Here is a 25,875-nt window from a genome sequence, read left to right on the forward strand (position 1 = left end):
CATAGAAAGTTGATAGTTATGGATGTGAAAAAAATAGAGGAGTACATAAATAAAAATTTTGATAAATTACCTGAAGGTTGTAAGCAGTGTGTTAGAGGAGAGAAGTTAGTTCTCTTCATCACAGGGACCTGTAAAAATAATTGTTATTATTGTCCTCTCTCAGAGAAGAGGAAGGATAAAGATGTCATTTATGCAAATGAGAGACTTATTAGTAGTGTAGAAGAAGCTATAGAGGAGGCTAAGCTCTGTAGTAGCAGAGGAGTTGGAATTACTGGGGGTAACCCTTTATTAAGAGTGGATAGAACAAAAAAGTATTTAGAGGCTTTAAAGAAAGAGTTTAAAGACTTTCATGCTCACCTCTATACAACTCCTGAAACCATAACCACTGAAAATTTGGAGAAGATAAAGGAGTTGGATGAGCTAAGGATCCATCCAACAAAGATTTTTAATATTGGTTATAAGGAAGAGTTTGTTGATGAGCTAATTAAAAAGATTAGGTTAGCTAAGAAATATATTCCAAAGGTTGGGGTGGAAATTCCTTCAATTCCTGGGATGGATGAAGAAATTTTAAACTTAGCCTATGAAATAGATGGAGTAGCAGACTTTTTAAATATAAATGAGCTTGAGTTTTCTGATGAGAACTATGAAAACTTGGAGAAGAGAGGATTCTATCCTAAGGATGATGTTAGCAATGCTATAGCTGGAAGTGAAGAGACTGCTTTAAATGTGATAAAGAACTTTAAAGGCTCTCTCTTTATTCACTATTGCCCTTCCATATTAAAAGATGCCATACAGATGAAAAATAGGTTAATAAGAAGAGCTAAGAATATAGCTAAGCCTTATGAAGTGGTTACTGATGAAGGCCTCTTATTGAGAGGGATAATGATCTTTGATAGAGAGGAAGACTTAAATGAAATAGTTGAAATCTTGGAAGATAATGAGGTTGAATTTGAGATAGATGGAAATAAGATTTACTTAAATCCCTTTATCTTAGAAGACCTCTTAGACCTAATGAAGAGGGAGAGGTTTCCTATAAAGTTCTCTGCTTACATCTCTGAGTATTATCCAACAGTTGATAAGTTAGAGGTTGAGAGAATTCCACTTCATATTAAAAAGAGAAAACTTAGATTTAAGTGAAATTATGATCTGGATAGAAGATGAGATAACCAACAACTTGGAGAGAGTTAAGGCACTAACCATAATTCTAAAAACTAAGGGTTGTAGTTATAGAGAGTGTGTTATGTGCTCTTACTACTTAGACTCTCATAAAGAAGTGAAAGATAAAGAAATTATAGAGCAGTTTGAATATGCTATAAATAAATTTAAAGATTTTGATATGGTTAAAATTTTCACCTCAGGAAGCTTCTTAGATGATAAAGAGATTTCTAAGGATGTTAGAGACTATATATTAAAAAGATTGTCTGAGCTAAACTTAAAGGAGATTCATATAGAGTCAAGGGTAGAGTTTATAACTGAAGATAGGTTAGAGGAGCTTAAGGATTATAATGTGGTGATTGGCTTAGGAATAGAGAGCTTTAATGAAAGAGTTAGAGAAGTCTTAAATAAAGGAGTTAGTAATGAGGAAATTGTAAGAGCTATAAGCTTAATAAAAAAATATAAGTTAACTCCTAAGGCTTACCTCTTAATAAAGCCTCCATTTCTAACTGAGAGTGATGCTATAAAAGATGCCATTTACTCAGGAAACAAAGCTTTAGAGTTAGGCTGTATAGTTTCCTTTTGTCCTTTAACAGTTCATAAAGATACTTTGGTAGAATACTTTTATAAAAAAGGAGAGTACTCTCCACCATTTTTATGGACTGTCTTAGAGGTTTTAAAAAATGTTAGAGATGGCTTAGTTAGATGTGACACCTCAGGCTTTGGCTCCCTGAGAGGAGCAAGTAATAGGTGTAAATGTGATAGAGAGATCATTGAAAAAATTAAAAAATTTAACTTAACACAGAATAGAGAAGTGTTAGAGCATAGCTGTGAGTGTAAAAAACTCTGGGAAGTATTCTTAGAAACTGAAAAAAGAAATATTGTTCCTCTAAATAGGGAGCTTACTCTAACTTACCAATAACCTCTAAGTAAAGGTCTTTCAAGGGCTTTTTTAATTTTAAAGCCAGTCTTTTTAAATCTTCATATTCAGGCTTTTTCATAATAACTTCATTATCTATCTTCCCTATCTTCACCCTAACCTCTTCTCCATAAACTTTAACTCTCTTCACTTCCCTCTCAGCAACAACCCTCTTATATTTTAAAATCCTCACCCCTAAGGTTCCAGTCTCTCTCATAATTATTTTAGTCACTTCCTTAGGGTTATCTTTAACTATAGCCCTTATTAAATAAGCTGGCCTATTCTTCTTCATGTAAATTGGAATGAAGTGAAGATCTCTAACCTTCTCTCTTAAAACTTCATGTAAGTAACCTAAAACCTCTGGAGAGATGTCATCAACATTAGTCTCAACTATGTAAATATTTTCCTCCTCATTCAACAGTTTAAAAACCCTTAAAACATTTGGGATTTCCAACTCTTTCTCTCCAGCTCCATAGGAGATGGAAGAGTATTCAAAACTTTCTATAAGCCTTGGATTAATGTACTTTAAAATAGCTCCACCTGTTGGAGTTGTTAGCTCTCCATAGTTTGAGTAAAAGATTCTAAAGCCTTTTAAAAGTTCAGCAGTTGCTGGAGCTGGGATAGGGTAGAGGCCATGAGAAGTTTTAACAAAACCTCCACCAACATTTATAGGCCTGTAGAAACAGTTGTTTTTTAAATTTAGCTTATTTATTATGTAAGAGGCTCCAACAACATCTACTATAGTGTCATAATCAGCTATCTCATGGAAATGAACCTTCTCTATCTCAACTCCATGAACCTTAGCTTCAGCCTCAGCAAGTAGGTGAAGGATTTTTAAACTATCTTCTTTAATTTTATTATTAAGGTTAGAGTTTTTAATGAGCTCTTTAAACTCTTGATATGTTGAGAGAGAAAAATTTTTCCTTAAGCTGATATCAATTTTGTTAGCTAAGATTCCTTTTTTATTTACTTTTTTTATTTCAATATCAACATCAATAACTTTTTTTACAGTTTCTATTAGCTCATCTTTATCAACAAAGTCTAAGAATGCTGAGATAAACATGTCTCCACTAACTCCGGAGAAGGGATCTATAACAAACATCTCACAAACCTTGAGCCTTTCTTAATCTGTCCATAATGGCCCTTCCCAAGCCAACCTCTGGCACAGCTTCAGCTATAATAATATCTAAATTTTGCTTATCTAACCTATGTAAGGAATCATATAAATTTGCTGCAGCCTCTCTTAAGTCTCCTTTCCTTGAAAGTATTTCAACAACTTCAAAACCCTCTCTTGGCTCTTTAAATGCTAATAAGCCACACCTTAAGTTAGGGATAGGCTTAGGTTCTTTCATAATTTTCAGTGGAGTTGTTGGAGAGTAGTGTTTTTTCAACATCCCAGGAGCCTTTATCTTCTTATTCTCCTTGGTTATCTTAACCTCTCCTATAACTTTTTCAATGGCTTCAACATCTAAGCCTCCAAGCCTTAAGATGGTTGGGGGTTCTGTAGTAAGATCAATAATAGTTGATTCAACTCCAACATCACACTTACCACCATCTAAAATAATATCTACCTTATCTCCAAGCTGCTCATAGACATGCTCAGCCCTTGTTGGTGAGAGCTTGCTAAATAAGTTTGCACTTGGAGCAGCTATAAAAGTTTTAGATTCTTCAATTAATTTTAAAGCCACTGGATGGGCTGGCATTCTTATGGCTACAAAGTCTAAGCCAGCTGTAACAATACTTGGCACAACCTCCTTTTTAGGTAGAACCATAGTTAATGGCCCTGGCCAGAAGGCTTTAGCTAACTTATAAGCTAACTCTGTTGGATAAGCCAATTTCTCCAAATCCTCAAATTTTGAGATATGAACTATGACAGGATCAATTAAAGGCCTCTGCTTAACCTCAAAGATCTTAGCTACAGCCTCTTTATTTAAAGCATCAGCCCCTAAGCCATAAACTGTTTCTGTAGGAAAAGCTACTAAGCCACCTTTTCTAATCACTTCAGCAGCCTTTTTTATATTTTCTTCAGTTGCCTTTAGAATCATTTTTATGACACCTAAAGCCTTATATAGGAGAAACTTTAAAAATTCATTATTATATTTAATAATTGTGAGGTTTTAGCTTATGAACATAAACAAAGATAAAATTATAACTCCTGTTCTCATTGGTGGAGTTGTTGGAGGGATTTTAGGAGTTTTTTGCTGTTTAATGTATATTGTTGCTGGAGCCTTGGCAACATATTTATATAGTAAAGAGGAGTTTATAGAGTTGGAAAGTTCAGCTGTGGTTGGAGCCATTGCTGGTGTAATAGCTGGTGTTATTGAATTTATAATAAACTTCATCTTAAATATGGTTTTTCTAATTCATATGTCTAACACTCCTCCAATGTTCTCAGGATTTTATAGTATTGCTTTAGCCATTGGGTTCATCTTTTCCATTATCTTTGGAGCCATCTTAGGGGCTATAGGAGGAGTTTTATATCACTACATAGCTAATAGATAATCCCCAGGGTGGGTTAGCCTCCCTGACTTGGCTCTGCTTAGGATGATGGGAGTGTGTTAATCCCTGGGGACATCATCTCTTTTAAAGTTTTAAGGGTGGGAAATTGGAGATCTATTTTATTACAGGGAACATAAATAAGGTTAGGGAAGCTGAAACTATTTTAAAAGATATTAAGATTAAGAATATAAAAATAGAGTATCCTGAACTTCAGGGAACCCTTGAAGAAGTTGCTGAGTTTGGAGCTAAGTACTGTTATGAAAGATTAAAAAAGCCTTTAATAGTTGAAGATAGCGGCTTTTTTGTTGAAGCCTTAAAAGGATTTCCTGGGACATACTCAAGGTTTGTTTATGAAACTATAGGAAATGAAGGGATATTAAAATTACTAAAAGGAGTAAGTGATAGGAGAGCTTACTTTAAATCTGTTATTGGCTACTGTGATGAAAATGGAGTTCAACTATTTTCAGGAGTAGTTAAAGGTTATGTATCCAGTGAAATAAGGGGAGATAAAGGATTTGGCTATGATCCTATCTTTATTCCAGAGGGTTATGATAAAACATTTGGAGAGCTTGGGATTGAGGAGAAGAGTAAAGTGTCCCACAGAAGGAAGGCTTTTGAGAAGTTAAGAGAGTTCTTACTAAAGAAAATTTAAATATCTTTATAACTAATAAGCTCTGAAAATTTGGTAATTTCATGCATAGCCTTAATTTCAACAGAGATCTCATTTTCATTTAAGAAGGATAGAGGGTTAGCTCCACCAATGGTTATAACTCCACACATATCTTTATTAACCTTAACTCCAGCAAGCTCATTATTTGGCTCTCCTATGCATTTAATTCCATTCCACTCTAATAATTCAATAATTCTCTCTAACTCCTCTCTACAAATTCTATGTATCTCTCTAAAGCCTGCTAAGAATGTAGTTTCACAATCAACCTTATTAAAGAAGATCTCATGAGGGTCTAAAGAGGTTCCACTATACTTAATGATGTCTATAAATCTCATCTCCTCTTCTTTAACTTCTAAGATTCCTCCATACTTAGGAATAATTGGAACTCCTAAGTTATTTATTATCCCATCTAAAGTTACTGCACAGATTGTTTTTATCTTAACCTTATCCTTTAAAACCTCATAACCAAACCTATCTGAGATTCCTAAGCCCTTACTGTAAGCCTCTTTTAAGATGTCAAGGGCTTCATCTAAATATTTCTTATCTATATAACCAATGTTAACTATAACATCTCCATCCTTCTCATAGATATCATAATTTACATGAGCCATTAGGTTGATCATCTTAGATAGAGCTGTTTTTATCCTTACATTTGCCTTTTTAGTAGAAATTTTTAAGCTCTTTTTTTCCAACTTATGGAGAGAGCTTAACCTAACAATTGATGACATAGGGATAATTTCAGTTGGAATATCTTTCTCAACAAATGGAGCTATTGGAGATAGGCCACCAATCATAACTATTCCTATATGCTCTTCACCAACATCCAAGCCTAAGACATTCTCAGAGCCATAAGAAATAATTCCATCCAACTTTTTAATGATTCTCTCAAACCTCTCCCTATAGTTGGCTCCAATAACCCTAAAGTTTGCTGGTAGGTAGCCTTCACCATTCTCAATAATCCCTAAGACATCAGTTTTTTTCCTTTCTATAAATGCCAGTAGAGGATCAATTGAGGTAGCCTTATACTTTATGATCTCTTTAAACTCAACTGGCTCATAGTTTTCATATTTAACAATTCCTCCACAGATGTGATAAACTGGAATTCCATTTTTAACTAAGAGACCATCAAGGTTTAGTGAGCATAAAGTATAGAGCTCTATATACTTCTCCCTATCTACTATCCCAACTCTATCTCCAATAGCTAACCCATTTTCATAAACCTTCTTTATTAAGGAAAGAGCCTTTTCATAATCTGTATAAACTATTGATCTATTCACAACCACTAAACCAGCTTGATAGTCTGAGAGGATAACCTTCTCTAAGATATTTGAGTAAATATTTCCTAATCTATATGAGATATTAGCCTTCTCTAACTCCTCTAACCCTTTTTCAGTTATAATTCTTCCTAAATAGCCTACTTTTTTAGTTAAGCCCATGCTGTCTAAGAGCTTTAAATGATATCTTACAGCCCTCTCTCCTATCTTATATCCTCTCTTGCTAAGCTCTTTAGCTATTATCTTTGCTCCCACTGGTTCATTATACTTAGACAATATATCCAAGATTTCAATTAACTTCCTATCTAAATCCATACTACCATCCTTAAAAGAATTAATGAGCCTGTCACAATTAAGGAAAGAAAGGTTAAGAACTTAATTTTTTTAGTTCCTACTTTAAATACTGATAAGTAGAGAATAAAGTATGCCACTAAGGTTAAGAACATACTTATATCCACTAATACTTTAACATTAAGGGTTATTAAAACTATTGTCAGAAGGGCATTTAAAAGAACTCCATAAATAGGAACTCCTCTATAGAGGGTTTCAAAGAACTTAGGAAAAATCTTATCCTTTGAAAAGCCATAGGGCATATATGAGAGTGTGAAGAGGACACTGAAGGCACAGCTTCCTATAATAGTAAGGATACAAATATACAAAAAGATATTTTCTCCAATTAAAGCCTTTAAAATTTCCTCTATACTGTTACTCTTTAAATTTAGTGAAACCACTGTTAGAGCAAAGAGAAGATAAAGAATTCCAATTATTAGAGTTCCTATAATTAAGCCTAAAGATATAGCCCTTTGATCCTTAAAAGCTGAGAGGGGCATGGTAACCCCTTCCCAGCCTGTAGTTGACCACAGGGAATAATAAACTGAAAAGATAGCCTCTTTTAAATTAAATTTATAGAGCTCTAAGTTAAATCCATTTTTGAAGCATATATATAAGATGGTTAAAATAGTTGTTAAACCTAAGATCCTTACAGCTAAGCCAACAATTCTTAAGCCTGAAAGAATTAGGAGAGTTATCAAAATTACCAAAAAATACTTAATTGGAAAGCTAAAATAGATGTTAAAAACTATATTAAAGAATGAAACTACTCCAGAGAGTGCAAAAACACAAGAAAGCCACATAATAATGCCTGAAGCTATCCCAATCCTTTTACCAAGAGTGTCATTAATAAATTTATATACTCCACCACTCTCAGAAATTTTTAGTGTTGCATAGGAGAAGGGTAGAGCCATAACTAAGGCAGTTGGGATTAAGAGGATCCAGCCATATATGGAAGAGGAGCCAAACATTAAGTATGTTAGAGGGGCTAAGATAAATATCCCTCCTCCAACAATTGAAGTTATAGTTAAAAAGATAGCATCTTTTAATGTTAGCACACTCTCACCAACTAATTTAGATATAAAAATTTAGTGAAAAGTAAAATTTATATAACACCAAATAACTTTTTATCCTTTAGCCTCTTCTTGTGGGGGTGTGGTGTAGCCTGGCCTATCATCAGGGACTCCAGTTGCCTATAGGGCACTGGACCAAGGCAGGAGAAATCCCTGGACCTGGGTTCAAATCCCAGCACCCCCACCATTTTTTAAACCTTTGGGATTGTTATGGAACTTAATATTATTTTAAACAATATAAAAAATTTGGAGAATCTTGATGAGGAAATTACTTTTTTATCCAATAAAATCCTAAATGCTAAGAGGGTTTTTATTTTTGGTGTTGGCAGAAGTGGCTATATAGGAAGATGTTTTCATATAAGATTATTACATTTGAATATAGATTCATATTTTTTAACAGATGCTCCAGCATTTAAAAGAGGAGATCTTTTAATAGTTATCTCTGGGAGTGGAGAAACTGAGAGTGTTGTTAATGTTGCTAAGAAGGCTAAGGAGATAGGGGAAGTTATAGGAGTGGTTTGTAAGTGTGGAAATTTAAAAGATATTAAGTTAATAAAGCTTCCTGTGGAGAAGAATAGTTTCCTTCCAATGGGGACAGCCTTTGAGGAACTTGCCTTAATATTCTTTGATTTGGTTATAGCTAAACTCATGAGAAAACTAAATTTAAGGGAAGAGGATATAATAAAGAATCATAACAATCTTCTATAGTGAGAGTATGAAAACTCTTATATTAACATGTAAAGATATAAGGAAATTTTTGAACATGAGAGAAACCATAGATAAGATGGAAGAGGCTTTTAAGCTACATGCCCTTGGAAAGGTTCAGATGCCACCTAAATCTTACTTAATCTTTGATAAAGGAGATTTAAGAGCTATGCCAGCTTGTTTAGGAAAGTATGCAGGAATCAAGTGGGTTAATTCTCACCCAGAAAATTATAAGTTTGGCTTACCAACAGTTATGGCTGTTTATATACTAAATGATGTAAAAACTGGCTTCCCCTTGGCAATTATGGAAGCTTCTGAGCTAACCAACTATAGAACAGGAGCTACAGGAGGTTTAGCTGCTAAGTATTTGGCAAGGAAAGATAGTGAAGTTATTGGCTTTATAGGTTGTGGTAGGCAAGCATATACTCAATTCTTAGCATTGAAGGAAGAGTTTGAGATTAAAGAAGTTAAAGCCTATGACATAAATGAAAGCTCTGCTAAAAAATTTGTTGAGTTTGTTAAATCTCATGGCATTGAAGGAAAAGTTATGAGTGCTAAAGAAACTTGCCAGTGTGATATTCTTGTAACAACAACTCCATCAAGGAAGCCAGTGGTTAAAGATGAGTGGATAAAAGAGGGAATGCATATAAATGCTATTGGTGCTGATGGCCCTGGAAAGCAGGAGTTGGATGAGAAAATATTATTGAGAGCTAAGATAGTTGTTGATGACATTGAGCAAGCTGTACATGGTGGAGAGATTAATGTAGCTATATCTAAAGGACTTTTGAGGAGAGAAGATATTTATGCTACTCTTGGTGAAGTTATCTTAGGAAAGAAAGTTAGGGAGAGTGAGAAAGATATAACTATCTTTGACTCCACAGGCTTAGCTATACAGGATGTAGCCTTAGCATCTTTAATTTATGAGAAGGCTAAAAGGGAAAATGTTGGTTTAGAGATAGATCTATTTAACTTAGAATAAGGTTTATATATCTTGAGAGAGCCAAGTTTATAGTGTAGGTGAGCATAATGTTATCAGCAGTAGAAGATTTTTATGAAGAATCTACATTTAATGAACCTTTTGAGGATTTTTTATCATTTGTAGAGATAGATAAAGGTATATTTGATAGTATAGATAGAAATATAAAAAATTTTGTTAAAAAATATTTTTCTAATGTGAAGTGTAAAGTTAAATATGATGTTGAGCTTGGAGAAAATATTCCTAAGGTAACTATTTTAATCAATAAAAATTTATCAATCTCAGAAAAAACTAAATTTATAAAAGATCTTTGGAAATACTTAAGAGATAGGGGATATAAGAAATTTTTAAAAGATGTTGATATAATAGTGCTTACTTTTTAAAGGCTATTTTGAGGTGAAAGTTGTTTAAGAAACATTATTTTGACATTGGTGAGTTTAAAAAATTAGGAGATAAGTTATCTAATGAAGATAAAGAAGGTTGTTATAGAACTACTATAAGTAGATACTATTACTATGTTTATCTAAAAATAAGGGACACTATATTAAAATATGATGAAAAGAATTTTAAATATTTTTAAAAATTCATCATCTCATAGGCTACTTACATCTTACTTAAAAGCTTTAGATGACATACTTAACTTAGATGGTGAGCTTGAAGTTATTGTAAATTATCTTTCAAATTTAAGAGAGCTTAGAAATATAGCTGACTATGAAACCTCTGAGCGAGTTAGAGCATGTTAATGAAGCTAAAGAGTTGGCTAATATTATTATAAGAGAGTTGGAGAACTTGAAATACAATAGATATAGAGGGCTTGAATCAATATTAGATAGTTTAAAGATATCAAACAACTTCCCAAAATTTAAAAGAAAAAACAATAAATACTATTTTGAGTAAATTTATTTTCATAAATTTTTTATTTTAAATGTTAGGGGATAATTATGAGATATGAGATAAAAATAGATGAGTATGGATATAAAATTATTAGATATTCAAAGGTTATCACTGATGAAGGAGAGGAAGAGATAGAGGAGATTTACTTAGAGAGGACAGCTGATGATTATGAAAGTATCTTAGGAGTTTATGAGCCCTTTCCTAAGGATATGAGTTTAAGATATGTTGGAAACCTTGATGATCTAAAGATAGCTAAAGGAACTGAGATGAGAACCTCTGTTCCTATCCCCCTATCAATATGTAAAGCCAAATATTTAAAAAAGTTGGAATATGAAGATGAAAGAATTGTTTATTTAGACATAAATGGAGCCCCAATACAGAGGGGAATAATAGTAGGGATTGTTGTAGGAGTTCAACATAGGAAGACAAGTACAGGGAAAGACTATACAATATTTAGAGTCTTTGATGGCTATGACTGGGGAAGGTTAAGGCTATTTGGAATTAAGGCTGATCCTGAACTCTATACAGGTCTCTTTATTAGAGGGTTTGTTAGATTTGGCTATTTAGAATATGGAGATGAGGAAGAGAAAGTAGGGGTTAGTATAACTCTAAATGACATCCCTGTTATCATACAACCAAAGGAATACTTTGTCCATAAAAACTTTATAGACTCTTCCATCATACCAAGAATTAAAGAGGATACTGATGATAATAATAGTCTCTCCAGAGGCTAAGAGTGAGACAGTCTATAGAATAAAGAGAGAGATAGAAAATTTTAGGAAGGACTGTAAAATCTTAAAATTAGCTTCTTCAAACTTTTTTATGGATGATTCCTTTTTTTTAGAAAATGTTGAGCTGATACATTCAAGATGCTCCATAGGGTTTTATGAAAATAACTTAACCCTATTCTCCTGGCAAGTTCTTCAGGCTCTTGAGGTTCATGGCTATAAATTTATTAACTCCTTGGACACAGTATATTTAACTTCAGATAAATTTAAAACTATAAAGCTTTTGAAAAAAAATAATATCTTAGCTCCAAAAACAGCTTTAATTAGAGACTATGAAGATGCCTTAAAATTTATGGAGAAAAATAATTTAGAGTTTCCCATTATTATTAAGTGTTGCTTTTCAAAGTGTGGGGAAACAGTTTTTAAGGTTAATAATTTAAAAGAGCTAAGAGAGAGGACAGAAAAAGCTTTATGGAAGAGCTTGATAGCTCAGGAGTATATAGACTTTAAGGTTGGTGAGCTTTACAAAGATATTAGATTATTGGTTATAGATGATGAAATCTTTGGCTATAGTAGAGTTTCAAAAAATTTTAAAACTAATCTATACTGTGGAAATAAGGTTGAGCCTATAAAAATAAATGATGAGCTAAAAGAGATAGCATTTAAGTGTAAAGAGGTTAGTGGAGCTAAGATTTTAGGCATTGACATCCTTCCTTATAAAGATAAGTATTATGTGATTGAGCTAAACTCTGCTCCTGGGACTAAGGGATTTTTAAAGTTAGGGATGAATGTTGATAAAAAGATAGCTGAACTCTTTGTTAGGGAAGCTAAAAGTTAAGAACTTTCAAGCCTCTCTTTAAGTTTTAAAGCCTCTTCTATCTCATGCTCTTTTAATGGCCTCTCAGAGGCTATGATAACTATAGCATTGTCTATAAAACTCCTCTTTATCCTCATCCCCTCAGGGAAGACTCTAAATGAGAAATCCATAATTTTGTCTAAGAAGTCTTTACTTGTATCATAAATGTCCATATCTAAGTCTATCTCAGAGTCTGTTACAATCTCAAACCTTGAGGGTTGGTCAAGGACATGAATCTTTTTTAGTAGATAGGGGAGATAGGTTTCATCAGTTATCTTTAACTTATAAATTACTTTATCCCCCTCTTTCTTCTGCTCAACAATCTCAGCCATATCCCTTAACTTGATCATCTTCCTGGTTGCCTTTGGCAATATTCCCAATATAAAATATGGCTCCTTCTCCTTGCAAATAAAGTCAACTCTTATTATAGACTTACCCAAAATTAAATCTTCTAAGGCTGTTTGTATAACCTTTGTATATATTCTCTTACTATCCTCTTCCTCACAATAAACATATATTTCAGCCATTTTATCCCTTAGCTAATAATTTTATTTAGCATATCAAGCTTTAAAGCTAACTTTATCTCCTTAGCTATTCTCTGTCCCATACTTAATGGCTCTCCTGAATATAGGAAAGAGTAAGGTGAGCCATTCATAAAGCTATTTGTTCCTCCATCAATTCTGGCACTCATCTCAAAGGCCACTAACTCTAAATTCTCAGTACATAAAGTTTGTAAGCAGAATGGTCCTATTATTCCTGGAGGCACTATCTTCTTTGTAGCTTCAACTAAGTTATCTCCCATATTAAATACTTCTACCAATAAGCTCTCTCTTATAACCACTGGAATATTCCCAGTGATAACATAGCTTGGATTTGCTTTAATATCTAACTGATCCTTAGCTGGAATTCTTACTAAGCCATCTATATTACTCTCATATCTCCTATCTATTCCTAATAGCTCAGTTTCTTTAGTTATTGGAGAGTAGAAGAAGTGTAAGCAGAAGTTTGTTCCTATAACATACTCTTCTATATGTGCCTTCTCAACATCTTCATCATCTATTAAATTCTTACTCTTTAACATTTCAATTTTTTTATAAAACTCTTCCTTAGAGCTTGCTATGAAATAGCCCCTACCTCCCCTTGCTCCTGGGAATTTGACTATAACAGTCCTATCTATCTCCTCTGGAGAATTGAACTTCTTAGGAACTCTTATATTTGCCTCTTCCAAAATCTTCCTCTCAAGCTCTCTCTCAGCTTCCCATCTTAATATCTTCCTATTCCCAAACATTGGCACTAAGAAGTTATTCTCTATATTATCTAAGCCACAATAGGCTATAAATGAGCCATGCGGGATAACTATAGAGTTTAGATCCCTAAGCTTCTCTTGAACCTCTTCTTTTGCAACATCCTTAAAATTATCAACATAGATAAATTTATCAGCTACCTTAAACCTCTTGTAAGGAACATCTCTTCCTTTCACAGTTATACAGACTGTAGAAAATCCTTCTAATTTAGCCCCTTTTAATATATGTAAAGCTGTATGGCTTCCAAGTGTAGCTATTGTTATCTCCTCCTTCTTATAGTTTTCAACTATCTCCATAACTTCCTCTTTTTTTATCAACTTCCCACCTCTAAAAATAATTAGCGCCCCGGGGGGGATTTGAACCCCCGATCTCCGGATCCGCAGTCCGGCGTTTTGTCCAGACTAAACTACCGGGGCAAAAGAAAAAGATTAGCAGAGCTCTTTTAATTCTCTAACTAAATTCCTGTCAATTCTTCCCTTATTTCTATCTCCTCCCTTACAAGCAGCTCCTCTTACTCCAACTATATCAGTTCCTATCTCTTTTAATATAGGGATGTGGTCCTTCTTTATAGTGCCTGCTAAGGCACACTTTAAGCCATAATCATGAACTTCAGAAACAAACTCTTCCAAAATCTCTTTACTTAAAAAGTCAAATAATGTTTTCCCATCCTTTATAGCTGTGTCTAACATAGCTACATCTGCTCCAGAGTCTCTGGCTATCTTTGGGATGACTAAAGGATCAACAGCTCCAACTCTGTAGGCATCTGCATAACCAGCAGCTACAACTATCTTGTTATCATCAAAATCTTTAACAGCTTTAACCACACTCTTCATTAGCTCAACAGCTTGATTGTAATTTTTAACTCCATAGAGTCCAACCTTTATATAGTCAGCCCCACTCATCCCAGCCCCTAAGGCTGCTAAGGAAACAGTTCCTGGCTTGTAAGGAACATCTCCAACAGTAGCACTAACCAATAGAGATTTAGGGGTTATCTTTCTAACCTCCCTAATAACCCAGGGAAAGTTTGCTCCTAAAGAGCCTTCTTTAGGATTTTTCACATCTATTATATCAGCTCCTCCCTCTATAGCTTCTTTAGCCTCTTCTACATCAATTGGGCTAACTAAGAGTAGCATAAGAGAATCACCACAAATTTTATAAGAGAAGATATTTAAGCCTAAGTTTATAAATTTTAGCTAGGACTATTTTATTAAAAATATCAATATCTTTTATTTTTTATTTTGATAGTTCATATTTTGTGAAAATTTGTTCAAAATAGTAAAAGTTATATACTTAATTTGGTTAAGAATAAGTTCAGAATAAAATTGGAGGTGAATTTATGCATATTAAATATTTAATATACATAATATTTTCAATTATTCTCCTTTCTCCAGCTTTTGCTGAAGAAAATTCCATATTTTTCGTTCATATGGCAGATATTCACTTATGTAATGATAGTGAAGTAAATAAGATATTTGGAGGATCAATTCCACCAGTAACTACAATGAAGAGTATGGTAAAAGAGATTCTTGCTTTTCATCCTGATACTGTAGTTCAAACTGGAGACATTGTAGCATTAGCTGATAGATACGATTTAGATACTGATCAGAGATGGTATGAGTTGGTTAATAAAACTGTAGTAGCACCAATAAAAAATGCAGGAATTCCATTTATATTTGCCCCAGGAAATCATGACCCAGCAGCATATAAGTTAAATGTAAATAAGTCTGATTGGAGATATTATAACGGACTATTATTAAAATACGTAGATTGGGGACTTGGAGCAAATAATACTGATCATCATACATATTACTCATATACAATTGGAAACTATCACTTTGTAGTTATTGATCCTTATGAAACTCCTGAAAGTGGTTACAGAGCTGTTATGCTACCAAAGGATCAAGTAAATTGGCTAAAGTCAGATTTAGAAAATAACTCTAATAAGTTTATAATCATTTGTTATCACCAACCATTAGGATCATGGTATAATGATAGCATAAATGAATTTTTAGGAATAATATCTAAATACAAAGGTCATATAATCCTACTTGCAGGACATACTCATGATGTCAGAACTTTGTATTGGAATGGAATTCCAGAGTATCAGGATGGAGCTGCTTGCGGAGATTGGTGGCAGACTGGAAAAACCCCAGATGGAAAACCTATGGGTTATGCAATATACTACATTAAAAAATTGGATAACGGAAGTTACTGCATATATAGATTTTATAAAGGATTTAATTTATCTGAACAAATTAATTTAGTTTCTCCAGAGGATGTTGTATTAAACGAATCTAAACCTTTAATATTGGACATATATACTGGAAATAAACAAATTGCCAGTGTAACTTACAAAACAGACAACGGCAAAGAAAGTTCTTTAAACTTTACATTAATTAATGCAACAAAAGTTTATTGGTACCATGTTAAAGGAATAATTAAACCTTCAACTTTTGACAATAAAAACCACAATATTACAATAATAGTCCATTGCAAGGATGGAACTTCATTTAATAAAACAATAGTTTATAAATTTTCAAAGCACGTAATAATGCCTATAAAAGAAATTATTGATGATACCAACTTCAAAAACTATTATGGAAGATTTGTTGTGATAAATGGAACCATAATTAATGTAGCTTACTCAGGAAACTTGTTACAGATTTCAGATGATACAGGAGAAATTGTTGTATGGGCAGGAGATTGTCACCATAAAGAGTTTAAAATTGGAGATGAAGTAATATTAAGAGGACAAATTACACAATTCAAAGGTACTAAAGAGTTAAAGTTAGTAAGAGATGAGGATGCAATTATTTATGGCTATAAAAATATTACCTCTAAAGTTATAAAAGTACCAAATATTCAAACTCTCTATGATAATTTTACTCAGTTAGAAAATAAGTATGTAGAGGTTTCTGGAGTAGCTACTGCAGTGTTTGGTGATGAAGTAGTAATTCAAGATACTACAAGAGGGATACAGCTTTGGCTTGGAGAAATTAAACATCCTGAAGTCAAAATTGGAGATAAAATTGTAGTTAGAGGGTTATTATCTAAATACAAAAATATGCCAGAAATCGTAGTTGGTTTAGATAAAGACTTTATAATAAATGGTACTGGAAAGGTTCCTGAACCAAAGGTAATAACAATAAATGAGATCCCCGAAAATATCGGTAATTTAGTAACAATCAAAAACTTAAAGGTTATTTCAGTAGATGATTATAAGATTATAGTTAGTGATGGTAAAAATACAACAGTTATTTACTGTAAAAAAGCTAACATTAATCCAAAAACCATTGTGAAAGTAGGAGACAAAATAGATGTTATAGGAATAGCTTATATTTATGAAAGTATATATGAAATTTGTCCAAGATTTACAAGTGATATCACTGTATTAGAAAACAATGAAGGAATTGTATATTTAAAAAGAGGGTGGAACGCTATATCTATTCCACATAATGGTAATGTATCTTATGAAGATCCTAATGCAGTAATAACTATAATAACATATTATAATAATACTTGGCATCAAGTTACTAAATTAAAAACATTATATGGATACTTTATTTATTGTAACAAATCCACAATCATGCATATAATATTCGTTAATATTTCAAATCCAATAGCTCCACCAAAAAGACCTATAACCAAAGGATGGAACTTAGTAGGAGTTAATCCAGCAAAGAATGATGTAGATGGAGTCTTATTAAAATCATTTGTAATTCCAATTGAAGATATATGGGCTTATCTAATAGATATGGATGGAAACTGTTACGATAAATATAACTGTGATGATGTTAAGTTAAAGCCTTACGAGGCTTATTGGTTATACTCAAAAGGGTATGGAGAACTTTGTGGGAGATCTTTAAATTAATCTTCTAAATTTTTTATTCTTTATTTTTTATTAAATTTAAATATATATTTTTGGTGATAAATAATGAAAAAATATGTAGGAATTATACTATTATTATTTATTTCAAGTGTGTTTGCCATAACTCCCCCATCATTACCAGCAGTATATTATGGAGAGATAGTTTCTATCACTCCAGTAAATGGATATTTAATAGCAAAAATAGACAACAAAGTTGTTGGTAACATTACAGTAAAAAATGGAAAATTTGGTAATTCAACATACAAAATGTTAATATATTCTCCATCTGATGTTGGTAAGACTATTAAATTCTATCTTAATGGCTCTACACTTTTACATCCAACACTAAAATATATCCCAGGAGATGTTAGAGAATTAAAACTCTATTATAACATAAAAACTATTAAGAAAAAGAACATAAATGTTTCAATTATTCCATTAAAAGAAATTCCTGTAAATATAACTATTCCTTTAGTTAATGTATCTTTAGATAAAGTATTAGAAAAAATTAACGAATCTGCTATCGAAAAAGTGATAAATGTTGTAAAAGTTGTTGATGTAGATGTTGAAAATATTTCTGAGTATATTAAGCCTGTAGCTGTAGCTTCAGAAGGGTTTAATATAACAAAGACTGATACAAATGTTAATGAAACAATAGTTAATAACAAAAAAATCGTCAAAGGAAAAATAACAATGAATGTTGTAAATACTTCAAAGAAAGGGTTCATAACCATAATAATTCCAATAGGAAACGTTGTTAGCCTAAATGTTACCGTAGATAATAAAGAGTTAAAAGAATTCAACGATCCAGAGGTTAATACTTCCTTAGGATGGTATGTCTATCAAGAGGGAATCTTAGAGATAACATTAGTTAAGGATCCTATCTTAGAAGTTGAATTTGTTAAGGAGATAAATATAACTAAAGAAGAAACCTATGAAAGAAGAAACACTTGGAAAACTTCTCCAGCTATAAGATATCATGATGTAGCCGAAGATGTTAAGTCATACATATTAAAAACATTTATTCAAGTCTCTAACGTTTATGCTGGAAATGATATAGACTTAAACTTCGCTAAAGAGTTAAAGAAAAATCCAGCCTTAACTACAAATGAAAAGATAACTAAAGACACTATCCTAATCGGAGGGCCTGTAGCTAATCCATTAACCAAGAAGTTAATGGATAAGTTCCCGATTAAAGTAACTAATGAATATCCAGGAAAGAATAAGGGAGTTATTGAAATGATCAAGTTGAATGTTAAGATCTCCGATCATCTCTACAAAGAGGTTAAAGTTCTACTCTTAGCTGGTTCAGACAGATGGGGAACTAAAGCTGCCGTAGAGTACTTTAAAACCCTTGATAATATTCCAGAGGAACCAATCTTCGTAGAATGGAAAGACGGAAAGGCCGTTAGAATAGAGAAGCCTTAAGGCTTTTTTATTTTTTATTCTATTTTTTTATTAATAGTTTATTTTAATTTTTGTATAATAAAATTTTTAATATAACAAAATAAAAAAGAACTTTTGAAACCAAGTGCTCTATTTTTAGTAAATTATTTATCTTTGTAAAAATAAATGGAAATTATAGTTATTTTTTATTCCATATGGTGGAAGTTATGAGGGTTATAGGAATAGTGGGATATAAAGATAGTGGAAAAACTTCTCTTATAGAAGAGATTATTAAAAACTCCAATAAAAAATTTGGAGTTATTAAGCATGTTCATGAAGAGATTGATATTAAAGACAAGGATAGCTATAGATTTAAAGAGGCTGGAGCTAAGATAGTGGCTTTAACCTCTGATAAAGAAGAAGTTATATTTGAAAACCCCAAAGGTTTGGAAGAAATTCTTTCATATTTCTATATGAAAGAGCTTGACTTTGTTTTAATAGAGGGATTCAAGAAGGAGCTTAATAAGTTAAATATTCCTAAAATAGTTCTCTTAAGGGATAGGGAAGAAGGAGAGCTAATAGATGATTATACAGCCTTAGTTATTGAGAATAACTATAATATTGATGAAGTCTTAAAAGTTATTGAGGAGAAAGCCATTATTCCAACAATGAACTTAAACTGTAAGCACTGTGGCTACAATTGTAAGGGATTTGTTAAAGCTCTTATCAAAGGAGAGGCTAAATGGGATGACTGTGTCTTAGCCAAGGGAAGGGTTAAGTTAGTAGTAGATGATAAAATCATTCCATTATCCCCCTTTGTTGATGACATAGTTGGGAATACAATAATAGCTATGATAAAAACCTTAAAAGGAGTGAAGGATCCTAAAAAAATAAATATTTCAATTAATGTGAAGGGGTGAATTTGTTATGAGTAATGAAGATACTATGAAAATTGTAGTTTTTAAATTAGGAAAAAATGAGTATGGGTTGGAGGTTGAAGAAGTTAGAGAAGTGCTAAAATTAAAAAAATCTGATATAACTCCTTTACCAAATGCTCCAAGTTATGTGGTTGGAGTTACAAATATTAGAGGAGAGATAACCCCAATAATTGACTTAAAGGGAAAGCTTGGAATTTATAATGACTATGGTGAAGAGGAAGGAAAGAAGGATGAAATCTTAATTATGGTTGTTGAGATAGAAGGGCAAACCTTTGGAATTATTGTTGATGGGGTTAATGATGTTATGCAAATAACTAAAGATCAGATAACACCAATCTCAGCTATAAAAAGAGCTGCAGGAGGAGATTATATAGAAGGAATCATTAAAATAGATGACAGATTAATAATTTTACTTAATATATCAAGCTTATTAAACCTTGAAGAACAATATTAAAGATAAAATAAACTTTAAATAATATAAGAGGTAATTTTAAAATTAAAATTTTAATTTAAAAGATAAGGAGGGGTAGATTGGCTAACAAGAAAATTAGAGTTTTGGTAGTTGATGACTCTGCATTTATGAGAAAGGTTTTATCTGATATCTTAAACTCTGATCCTGAAATAGAGGTTATTGGAACAGCTAAGGATGGAGTTGAGGCTGTAGAGCTTGTCCAGAAGCTCGAGCCTGATGTTGTAACAATGGATGTAGAAATGCCCAGAATGAATGGTATTGAAGCTGTTAAGAAAATAATGGAGATAAGACCAACTCCAATAGTAATGGTTTCTGCTTTAACAAGAGAAGGGTCAAGGGCTACATTTGAAGCCCTTGAAGCTGGAGCTGTTGATTTTGTTCCAAAGCCTTCAGGTAGTATCTCCCTTGACATTAGGAAGATAGGAGAAGAAATCATTAGAAAAGTTAAAGCTGCAGCCAGAGCTAAGGTTTTAGTTAGAAGGAGAATTTCAAGGCCAACTACAACAACAGAAACTATAGCAAAGCCTGAGGAGAAGAGAGAGGTAGTTTCAGAGGTTGAGCCACTACCATATCCTGATGAAGTGCTAAAAAGGATGTGTGTCATTATAGGTTCTTCAACAGGAGGGCCACCAGTAGTTACTGAGATTATTTCCAAGCTTCCTGGAAGAATGCCTCCTATCTTTGTGGTTCAGCACATGCCTCCAGGATTTACAAAGTTATTTGCTGAAAGAATAGATGCAGTATCCAAGTTGAAAGTTAAAGAGGCTGAGCATGGGGAGAGAGTAGAGGCTAACACAGTCTACATAGCTCCAGGAGATTACCACATGCTAATTAAGAAAAGAGGAAGTAATGTTTATATCCACTTAGATAACCAAATGCCTAAGGTAAATGGTACAAGGCCAGCTGTTGATGTTACTGCTGAAACTGTAGCTGAGGTCTATGGTGGAAAAACTGTTGGAGTAATTTTAACTGGAATTGGTAAGGATGGAGCCTATGGATTTAAGAAAATTAAGGAGAAAGGAGGAAAAATAATAGCTCAAAGTAAAGAGACTTGTGTAGTCTTTGGAATGCCTAAGGCTGTTATAGAGTTGGGAATAGCTGACGCTATCCTACCCCCATCTGAGATTCCTAAGGCTATTGTGAAGTTCTGTAAAGAAATATTAGGATAAGGGGTAGTATGTCAGAGGTTGCAATGGAGTATTTAGATTTATTTATTTCTGAGGCTGAGGAGCATATACAAAATATTAATGAGTGTTTGCTGGAGCTTGAGAAGGATCCTAATAACCTTGAACTCATTAATCAAATTTTTAGATCAGCCCATACTATAAAAGGAGCAGCAAGAACTGTAGGTTTAGCTCATGTTTCTGATCTAACTCACCATATGGAAGATATCTTAGACTATATAAGAAATGGACAAATCCCAGTTACTGAGGAAATTATAGACCTTCTTTTTAAATGTATGGATGCTCTTGAACAAATTTTAGAGGAGGTTAAAGAGGGAATAGTTGAAACTGAGGTAGATGTTCAGTCAATTATTGAGGAAATAGAAAGGTTAAAAAAGAAATATTTGGAGGGTAAGGTAGAAGTTAAAGAAGAGAAGAAAGAGGAGAAGAAAGAGGAAGAGAAAAAAGAAGAGCCTAAAGAGGAGAAGAAGAAAGAGGAAAAAGTAGTTAAAAAAGTTATAAAAAAATTGATTGCTAAATTTAAGAATCCTAAGAGTAAGGTTAAGGTTAAGAAGGTAACTAAAGAGAAGATTGAGATTAGTGCTGAAGTCTATGATGAGGAGATAGATGAAAAGATAGAAACCATAAAAAAATCAATAACTGTTTTTGAGTCTTTAGCTTCTGCCTTAAATGACAATACTTTAAAGGAATTTGTTGAGATTGTTAAAGACTATTTGAAAAAGATTGAAGAAAGAGATTTAACTGGAAAAATTAGAGAGGCTATAGATTATTTAACCTCAACCATTGAAAAGATAACTTCAGCCATTGAAGAAGGGAAGAGCTTAGAGGAAATTATAAACTTAGAAGAACTTAAAAATAAGTTAGAAGATTCCTTAAAGGAGGAAGAAGGAGGAGAAGTAAAAGAAATTGAGAAAATTGTTGAAGAAGAGATAGAGATAGATCATGAAATCTTTGATCTCTCTGAATATGCAGAATTGTTAAAAGAGAAGTTAGAGAGTGGCTATAAACTCTACCATATTAGAGTTAAAGTTGAAGATGCCTGTGAGTTAAAGTCTGCAAGGTTAGCTATAGTACTAACAAGGTTAAAGAATCTTGGAGAAATTGTAATTTCAAAACCCACTGAGGGGGAACTTAAAGAGAAAAGTTTTGATGTGTTAGATGTTCTCTTTTTATCAGAGAAAGATGCTGAAGAAATTGAAAAAGAGTTAAGATTACCTGAAATAGAATATGTTGCTGTTGTTCCTGTAGAGGTTGAGTTTGAAGAGGTTGAGGAAGTTATAGAGGAAAAAGTAACTGTTGAAAAAGAGGAAGAGGAAGAAGAAGTTTTAGATGAAGATGTTTATAAGGTTGAAGTTATTTTAGATGATGAATGCCTTCTAAGGGCTGTTAGGGCTTATATGGTTATTAAAGAGCTTCAGGAAATTGCTGAGATTGTTAAGACTAAGCCTCCACTTGAGGTTATCCAAGAGGGAACATTTAATGATTTAAGATTTACTATTTACCTAAAGCTTAAGGAAGGATATGAAGAGGATGACATTAGGGAGAAGATAAAGAGCATCCCTGAAATTAAAGATGTAATCATTGAAAAACCTGGTGAAAAGGCAGAAACTAAGGAGGAGAAGAAAGAGGAGAAGAAGGAAGAAAAGGTAGAAGAGAAAAAAGAAGAGCCTAAAGAGGAGAAGAAGGAAGAAAAGCCTGTTCAAAAACAGCCTCCTAAGGCTCAGCCTAAGAAAGAGGAGAAGAAGAGTTCTCAAACAATTAGAATTAACATTGAAAAATTAGATAAATTAATGAACTTAGTAGGAGAGTTAGTTATTACAAGAGCTAATTTTGCCCAGATAGCCAATAAATACCAAATAAAAGAGCTCCAAAATGCAATAAATAGGCTAAGTATGCTTATTAATGAGTTGCAAGAAGAAGTTATGGCTATGAGAATGATGCCTGTTGCCTATGTCTTTAACAGATTCCCAAGGATGGTTAGGGATCTTGCTAAAGCCTTAGGGAAGGAAGTTGAGTTTATCATGGAAGGTACTGATATTGAACTTGATAGAACTGTCTTAGATGAAATATTTGAGCCATTGGTTCACTTAATTAGGAATGCCCTTGATCATGGAATTGAGCCTCCTGAAGAGAGGGAAAAGTTAGGTAAGCCAAGAAAGGGTACTTTAAAGTTAATTGCTAAAAGAGAGAGGGATCATGTTATTATCATAGTTGAGGATGATGGTAGAGGAATAGATCCTGAGAAAATCAAGAAAAAAGCTATTGAAAGGGGGTTAATTACTCCAGAAGAAGCTGAAAAGATGAGTGATCATGAAATTATTAACCTAATATTCCTACCAGGATTCAGTACAGCTGAAAAGGTTTCAGATGTTTCTGGTAGAGGAGTAGGAATGGATGTTGTTAAAACAAAGATTGAATCCTTAGGAGGTTCAGTTGTTGTCTACTCTGAAAAAGGAAAAGGGACAAGAGTGGTTTTAAAGCTGCCATTGACAATGGCTATTATTACAGCCTTGTTAATGAGCTTAGGAGATCAGATATATGCCATCCCTATAACAAGTGTCTTAGATGTTATTAGAATAAGACCTGAGGATATTAAGAATATTGAGGGAATGAAGGCTGTTCTCTACAGAGATGAGATTGTCCCAGTAATTAAGTTAAAAGATTTCTTAGGCATGTCCCACTTACCAGATAAGGAAGATGAGGATATTATTGTAGTAATAGTAGAGAGAAGTGATGGAAAACTTGGAGTTATTGTAGATGACGTTATAGGAAGAGATGATATAGTTGTTAAGTCATTAACTGGAATTCTTAAAAACATCCCAGGACTTGCTGGAGCTACAATACTTGGAGATGGTAGGGTAGCTTTAATATTAGACCTAAGTAATGCATAAAAAAAAGAAAAATTTATTCTAAAACCTCTATTATTTTAGCCATTATTTTCCCTTTTCCTCCTCTTGGCTCAGCTAAAACCTTTCCACAGGCTAAGCACTTAACAATAGTTGCAGGCCTATCAAAGATGATCTGTTCATTGTTACACTCAGGACACTGAACCTTTAAAAACTTAGATCTTGGTTTTGGGATTATATCTTCCAAAGATTCTCACCTCACAAAAAATTATTTTTCTACAAACTCAAACCTTCCTGATCTAAAGCATCCACTTGCCTTAGTATGCATCTTTCCACAGACTGTACATTTAAATCTTAAGTCTATTTTCTTCACTGGCTTACTTCTCCCCTCTGGCTTAGGTCTTGGGAAACCTCCATAACCAGCTGTTACCCTTCTGAACTGTCTTTGACCCCAGGTTAACTCACTTGGCTTCCCTTTCTTAGCCTTCTCAACTGTATGTATAGTATGTTTCTTACAGTATGGACAGTATCTCCTAACCTTCTTAGGAAACTTCATGGTTCCACCTTAAACCTCTTAACTATTGAGTGTTTTTCTAAAATCTTAGCTATTTTTTCATCAATTGATAAAATATCATTTTTTTCTAAGTTATATATTCTCTTACCATCAGTAAAAGAAGGGAAATTTAAAAGAACTCTCACAAGTTCAATATTGTTTAAAGTATATATATCTTTTGGTTCCTCCTTTTTCTCTTCTTCATGGATTTTTTCAATACTTTCCAAAATTTTAACTTCTTCTTCAACTAAATTATCCCTATCTCCATAAAAAGCTTTGTAAAGCCTTAACTTTCTAAGCTCCCTATAAAAATATAAAGCCCTCTCCTTCTCTTCTCCCTGGAGAGTTTTAACATAGTCCCTAACTTCCTCATAAAAATTATTCTCTAACTCTAATAGCTTATCTTCTTTAATTTCCATTATAAAGGCTTTAACTAATTTCTCATACATAGCCATTATTCCTCTATTCTTGGTGCTAATAGGAACATCAATTCACATCCAGCTAAGCTATACTCCATCTTTAGAGGCATGTCATTACCAAGGTAGAGCTTTACTATATCCCCTTTACTCACTCCTTTAACCATATCTAACAAGTATTCTAAGTTAAAGGCACTCTTAACCTCTTCCTCTCCCTCTATGCTTATGATAGCATCATCTTCAGAGGAAAACTCAGCTGTGAAGTCATTTAAGTCTCCCTTAGCCTCTATCTTAAACTCATATGGGGAGGCTCTCATGATAACATGGTCTGAGATGAGATCAGCATCTTTCAAAGCCTCTTTTAGGGCATCTCCTTTAATGGTTATTACATTATGATACTCAAGCTCTGGCACTTTTGTAGTGGCTCCAGAGAGATCTAATAGGGATAAGGAGAATTTCCTCTTCCCTTGGTTTTCAAAGATTACATTTAGCCTATTCCTCTCCTCATCAAGCTCTAAAATTAGCTTATCCTTAGCCTTGGCTCTATTCATGATCTTCTTGAATGCCTCTAACTCTATCCCTATCTCATGCTCATCAGCTTGATAGTCTTCAAAGGCTATCCTTGGGATGTTTAATGAGAGGAGAGCTACATGGCTGGGATCCATTGCTGCTGCTCTAACTCCTTCCTCATTAACCTGTAAGCAGATCTCATCTAACAGAGTAGCCATAGTATCTACAACTTTCTTAAACTCCTTGGCACTTTCTAACTTTGCCTTGAACATGGTTATCCCCAAAATTTATTTATTTTTGGCTCAGATCGGGTAAGTTT

At 33.2% G+C, this 25,875-nt stretch carries 29 protein-coding genes and 2 tRNA genes; 19 read left to right on the forward strand and 12 right to left on the reverse strand.

The window, feature by feature from the left end; all coding sequences use genetic code 11:
- Positions 1 to 18 precede the first annotated feature (18 nt).
- Positions 19 to 1,137 carry a radical SAM protein gene (locus tag METIN_RS03750; protein WP_013100165.1) on the forward strand — a complete coding sequence of 373 codons (1,119 nt, stop codon included), beginning with the start codon at positions 19 to 21 and terminating at the stop codon, positions 1,135 to 1,137.
- A 4-nt stretch (positions 1,138 to 1,141) separates the two neighbouring features.
- The gene (locus METIN_RS03755) at positions 1,142 to 2,077 is read left to right on the forward strand and encodes an archaeosine biosynthesis radical SAM protein RaSEA (RefSeq protein WP_083771772.1); all 936 of its coding nucleotides are present in this window, start codon (positions 1,142 to 1,144) and stop codon (positions 2,075 to 2,077) included.
- Here the strand turns inward: METIN_RS03755 and larC are convergent.
- The gene (gene larC / locus METIN_RS03760; protein WP_013100167.1) at positions 2,058 to 3,176 is read right to left on the reverse strand and encodes a nickel pincer cofactor biosynthesis protein LarC; all 1,119 of its coding nucleotides are present in this window, start codon (positions 3,174 to 3,176) and stop codon (positions 2,058 to 2,060) included. The two genes, METIN_RS03755 and larC, sit on opposite strands and share 20 nt — an antisense overlap.
- A gap of 1 nt (position 3,177) precedes the next feature.
- Positions 3,178 to 4,119 carry an L-threonylcarbamoyladenylate synthase gene (locus tag METIN_RS03765; RefSeq protein WP_013100168.1) on the reverse strand — a complete coding sequence of 314 codons (942 nt, stop codon included), beginning with the start codon at positions 4,117 to 4,119 and terminating at the stop codon, positions 3,178 to 3,180.
- Between the two features lie 79 nt (positions 4,120 to 4,198).
- On the opposite strand from METIN_RS03765, the gene METIN_RS03770 reads away from it, so the two are divergent.
- Both METIN_RS03770 and METIN_RS03775 read left to right on the forward strand, forming a co-directional pair.
- The gene (locus tag METIN_RS03770; RefSeq protein ID WP_013100169.1) at positions 4,199 to 4,576 is read left to right on the forward strand and encodes a DUF5518 domain-containing protein; all 378 of its coding nucleotides are present in this window, start codon (positions 4,199 to 4,201) and stop codon (positions 4,574 to 4,576) included.
- A 103-nt stretch (positions 4,577 to 4,679) separates the two neighbouring features.
- Complete coding sequence (locus METIN_RS03775; protein ID WP_013100170.1) at positions 4,680 to 5,225, forward strand: XTP/dITP diphosphatase; 546 nt, start codon at positions 4,680 to 4,682, stop codon at positions 5,223 to 5,225.
- On the opposite strand, the gene METIN_RS03780 is transcribed toward METIN_RS03775, so the two are convergent.
- The gene (locus METIN_RS03780) at positions 5,222 to 6,832 is read right to left on the reverse strand and encodes a DUF128 domain-containing protein (protein ID WP_013100171.1); all 1,611 of its coding nucleotides are present in this window, start codon (positions 6,830 to 6,832) and stop codon (positions 5,222 to 5,224) included. The two genes, METIN_RS03775 and METIN_RS03780, sit on opposite strands and share 4 nt — an antisense overlap.
- Positions 6,823 to 7,905 carry an APC family permease gene (locus tag METIN_RS03785; RefSeq protein WP_013100172.1) on the reverse strand — a complete coding sequence of 361 codons (1,083 nt, stop codon included), beginning with the start codon at positions 7,903 to 7,905 and terminating at the stop codon, positions 6,823 to 6,825. The genes METIN_RS03780 and METIN_RS03785 overlap by 10 nt, the downstream gene beginning before the upstream one ends.
- 91 nt (positions 7,906 to 7,996) lie before the next feature.
- Between METIN_RS03785 and METIN_RS03790 the strand changes: the two genes are divergently transcribed.
- From METIN_RS03790 to cofF, 9 genes are all read left to right on the forward strand, one after another.
- Positions 7,997 to 8,107, forward strand: a tRNA-Trp gene (locus tag METIN_RS03790).
- Between the two features lie 23 nt (positions 8,108 to 8,130).
- On the forward strand, positions 8,131 to 8,628 hold the full coding sequence (locus METIN_RS03795) for an SIS domain-containing protein (protein ID WP_013100173.1): 498 nt from the start codon (positions 8,131 to 8,133) through the stop codon (positions 8,626 to 8,628).
- A 7-nt stretch (positions 8,629 to 8,635) separates the two neighbouring features.
- Positions 8,636 to 9,604, forward strand: coding sequence for an alanine dehydrogenase (ala, locus tag METIN_RS03800; protein WP_013100174.1), 969 nt, complete (start codon positions 8,636 to 8,638; stop codon positions 9,602 to 9,604).
- Positions 9,605 to 9,651: 47 nt separating this feature from the next.
- On the forward strand, positions 9,652 to 9,984 hold the full coding sequence (locus METIN_RS03805; RefSeq protein WP_013100175.1) for a hypothetical protein: 333 nt from the start codon (positions 9,652 to 9,654) through the stop codon (positions 9,982 to 9,984).
- A gap of 20 nt (positions 9,985 to 10,004) precedes the next feature.
- Positions 10,005 to 10,181, forward strand: a complete 177-nt coding sequence (locus tag METIN_RS07655) for a hypothetical protein (RefSeq protein WP_157198815.1) — start codon at positions 10,005 to 10,007, stop codon at positions 10,179 to 10,181.
- A complete protein-coding gene (locus METIN_RS07660) occupies positions 10,153 to 10,344 on the forward strand; it encodes a hypothetical protein (RefSeq protein ID WP_157198816.1) in 192 nt (63 codons plus the stop codon). The genes METIN_RS07655 and METIN_RS07660 overlap by 29 nt, the downstream gene beginning before the upstream one ends.
- Positions 10,313 to 10,498, forward strand: a complete 186-nt coding sequence (locus tag METIN_RS03810; protein ID WP_048203358.1) for a hypothetical protein — start codon at positions 10,313 to 10,315, stop codon at positions 10,496 to 10,498. The genes METIN_RS07660 and METIN_RS03810 overlap by 32 nt, the downstream gene beginning before the upstream one ends.
- A gap of 44 nt (positions 10,499 to 10,542) precedes the next feature.
- On the forward strand, positions 10,543 to 11,229 hold the full coding sequence (locus METIN_RS03815) for a hypothetical protein (RefSeq protein ID WP_013100176.1): 687 nt from the start codon (positions 10,543 to 10,545) through the stop codon (positions 11,227 to 11,229).
- Positions 11,201 to 12,061 carry a coenzyme gamma-F420-2:alpha-L-glutamate ligase gene (gene cofF, locus METIN_RS03820; RefSeq protein WP_013100177.1) on the forward strand — a complete coding sequence of 287 codons (861 nt, stop codon included), beginning with the start codon at positions 11,201 to 11,203 and terminating at the stop codon, positions 12,059 to 12,061. Before METIN_RS03815 ends, cofF begins: the two co-directional genes overlap by 29 nt.
- Here the strand turns inward: cofF and METIN_RS03825 are convergent.
- From METIN_RS03825 to METIN_RS03840, 4 genes are all read right to left on the reverse strand, one after another.
- The gene (locus METIN_RS03825; protein WP_013100178.1) at positions 12,058 to 12,606 is read right to left on the reverse strand and encodes a methanogenesis marker 17 protein; all 549 of its coding nucleotides are present in this window, start codon (positions 12,604 to 12,606) and stop codon (positions 12,058 to 12,060) included. The genes cofF and METIN_RS03825 overlap by 4 nt on opposite strands.
- 8 nt (positions 12,607 to 12,614) lie before the next feature.
- The gene (locus METIN_RS03830) at positions 12,615 to 13,700 is read right to left on the reverse strand and encodes a formate--phosphoribosylaminoimidazolecarboxamide ligase (RefSeq protein WP_013100179.1); all 1,086 of its coding nucleotides are present in this window, start codon (positions 13,698 to 13,700) and stop codon (positions 12,615 to 12,617) included.
- A gap of 24 nt (positions 13,701 to 13,724) precedes the next feature.
- Positions 13,725 to 13,799: transfer RNA gene (locus METIN_RS03835), tRNA-Arg, on the reverse strand.
- A gap of 12 nt (positions 13,800 to 13,811) precedes the next feature.
- Positions 13,812 to 14,516 carry a (5-formylfuran-3-yl)methyl phosphate synthase gene (locus METIN_RS03840; RefSeq protein WP_013100180.1) on the reverse strand — a complete coding sequence of 235 codons (705 nt, stop codon included), beginning with the start codon at positions 14,514 to 14,516 and terminating at the stop codon, positions 13,812 to 13,814.
- A gap of 203 nt (positions 14,517 to 14,719) precedes the next feature.
- Between METIN_RS03840 and METIN_RS03845 the strand changes: the two genes are divergently transcribed.
- The 6 genes from METIN_RS03845 (at position 14,720) to METIN_RS03870 (ending at position 24,122) form a co-directional block, all read left to right on the forward strand.
- Positions 14,720 to 17,254 (forward strand): metallophosphoesterase, encoded by a 2,535-nt coding sequence (locus METIN_RS03845; protein ID WP_013100181.1) that lies wholly within the window; start codon positions 14,720 to 14,722, stop codon positions 17,252 to 17,254.
- 63 nt (positions 17,255 to 17,317) lie between these two features.
- Complete coding sequence (locus tag METIN_RS07760; RefSeq protein WP_013100182.1) at positions 17,318 to 18,679, forward strand: S-layer protein; 1,362 nt, start codon at positions 17,318 to 17,320, stop codon at positions 18,677 to 18,679.
- 185 nt (positions 18,680 to 18,864) lie between these two features.
- Positions 18,865 to 19,557 (forward strand): molybdopterin-guanine dinucleotide biosynthesis protein B, encoded by a 693-nt coding sequence (gene mobB, locus METIN_RS03855; RefSeq protein WP_013100183.1) that lies wholly within the window; start codon positions 18,865 to 18,867, stop codon positions 19,555 to 19,557.
- Positions 19,558 to 19,564: 7 nt separating this feature from the next.
- Positions 19,565 to 20,029 (forward strand): chemotaxis protein CheW, encoded by a 465-nt coding sequence (locus METIN_RS03860; protein ID WP_013100184.1) that lies wholly within the window; start codon positions 19,565 to 19,567, stop codon positions 20,027 to 20,029.
- 125 nt (positions 20,030 to 20,154) lie between these two features.
- Positions 20,155 to 21,216 carry a protein-glutamate methylesterase/protein-glutamine glutaminase gene (locus METIN_RS03865; protein ID WP_048203538.1) on the forward strand — a complete coding sequence of 354 codons (1,062 nt, stop codon included), beginning with the start codon at positions 20,155 to 20,157 and terminating at the stop codon, positions 21,214 to 21,216.
- Positions 21,217 to 21,224: 8 nt separating this feature from the next.
- A complete protein-coding gene (locus METIN_RS03870) occupies positions 21,225 to 24,122 on the forward strand; it encodes a chemotaxis protein CheA (RefSeq protein ID WP_048203362.1) in 2,898 nt (965 codons plus the stop codon).
- Positions 24,123 to 24,135: 13 nt separating this feature from the next.
- On the opposite strand, the gene METIN_RS03875 is transcribed toward METIN_RS03870, so the two are convergent.
- From METIN_RS03875 to METIN_RS03890, 4 genes are read right to left on the reverse strand one after another with little or no spacing between them, the layout of a single operon-like run.
- On the reverse strand, positions 24,136 to 24,324 hold the full coding sequence (locus tag METIN_RS03875; protein ID WP_013100187.1) for a 30S ribosomal protein S27e: 189 nt from the start codon (positions 24,322 to 24,324) through the stop codon (positions 24,136 to 24,138).
- A 21-nt stretch (positions 24,325 to 24,345) separates the two neighbouring features.
- A complete protein-coding gene (locus METIN_RS03880; protein ID WP_013100188.1) occupies positions 24,346 to 24,633 on the reverse strand; it encodes a 50S ribosomal protein L44e in 288 nt (95 codons plus the stop codon).
- Positions 24,630 to 25,085 carry a hypothetical protein gene (locus tag METIN_RS03885; RefSeq protein ID WP_232156300.1) on the reverse strand — a complete coding sequence of 152 codons (456 nt, stop codon included), beginning with the start codon at positions 25,083 to 25,085 and terminating at the stop codon, positions 24,630 to 24,632. The genes METIN_RS03880 and METIN_RS03885 overlap by 4 nt, the downstream gene beginning before the upstream one ends.
- A complete protein-coding gene (locus METIN_RS03890; RefSeq protein WP_013100190.1) occupies positions 25,085 to 25,828 on the reverse strand; it encodes a DNA polymerase sliding clamp in 744 nt (247 codons plus the stop codon). Before METIN_RS03890 ends, METIN_RS03885 begins: the two co-directional genes overlap by 1 nt.
- Positions 25,829 to 25,875: the final 47 nt, after the last annotated feature.

Origin of the sequence: Methanocaldococcus infernus ME, from assembly GCF_000092305.1 — an archaeon.
Taxonomy (GTDB): domain Archaea; phylum AGJL01; class Methanococci; order Methanococcales; family Methanocaldococcaceae; genus Methanocaldococcus; species Methanocaldococcus infernus.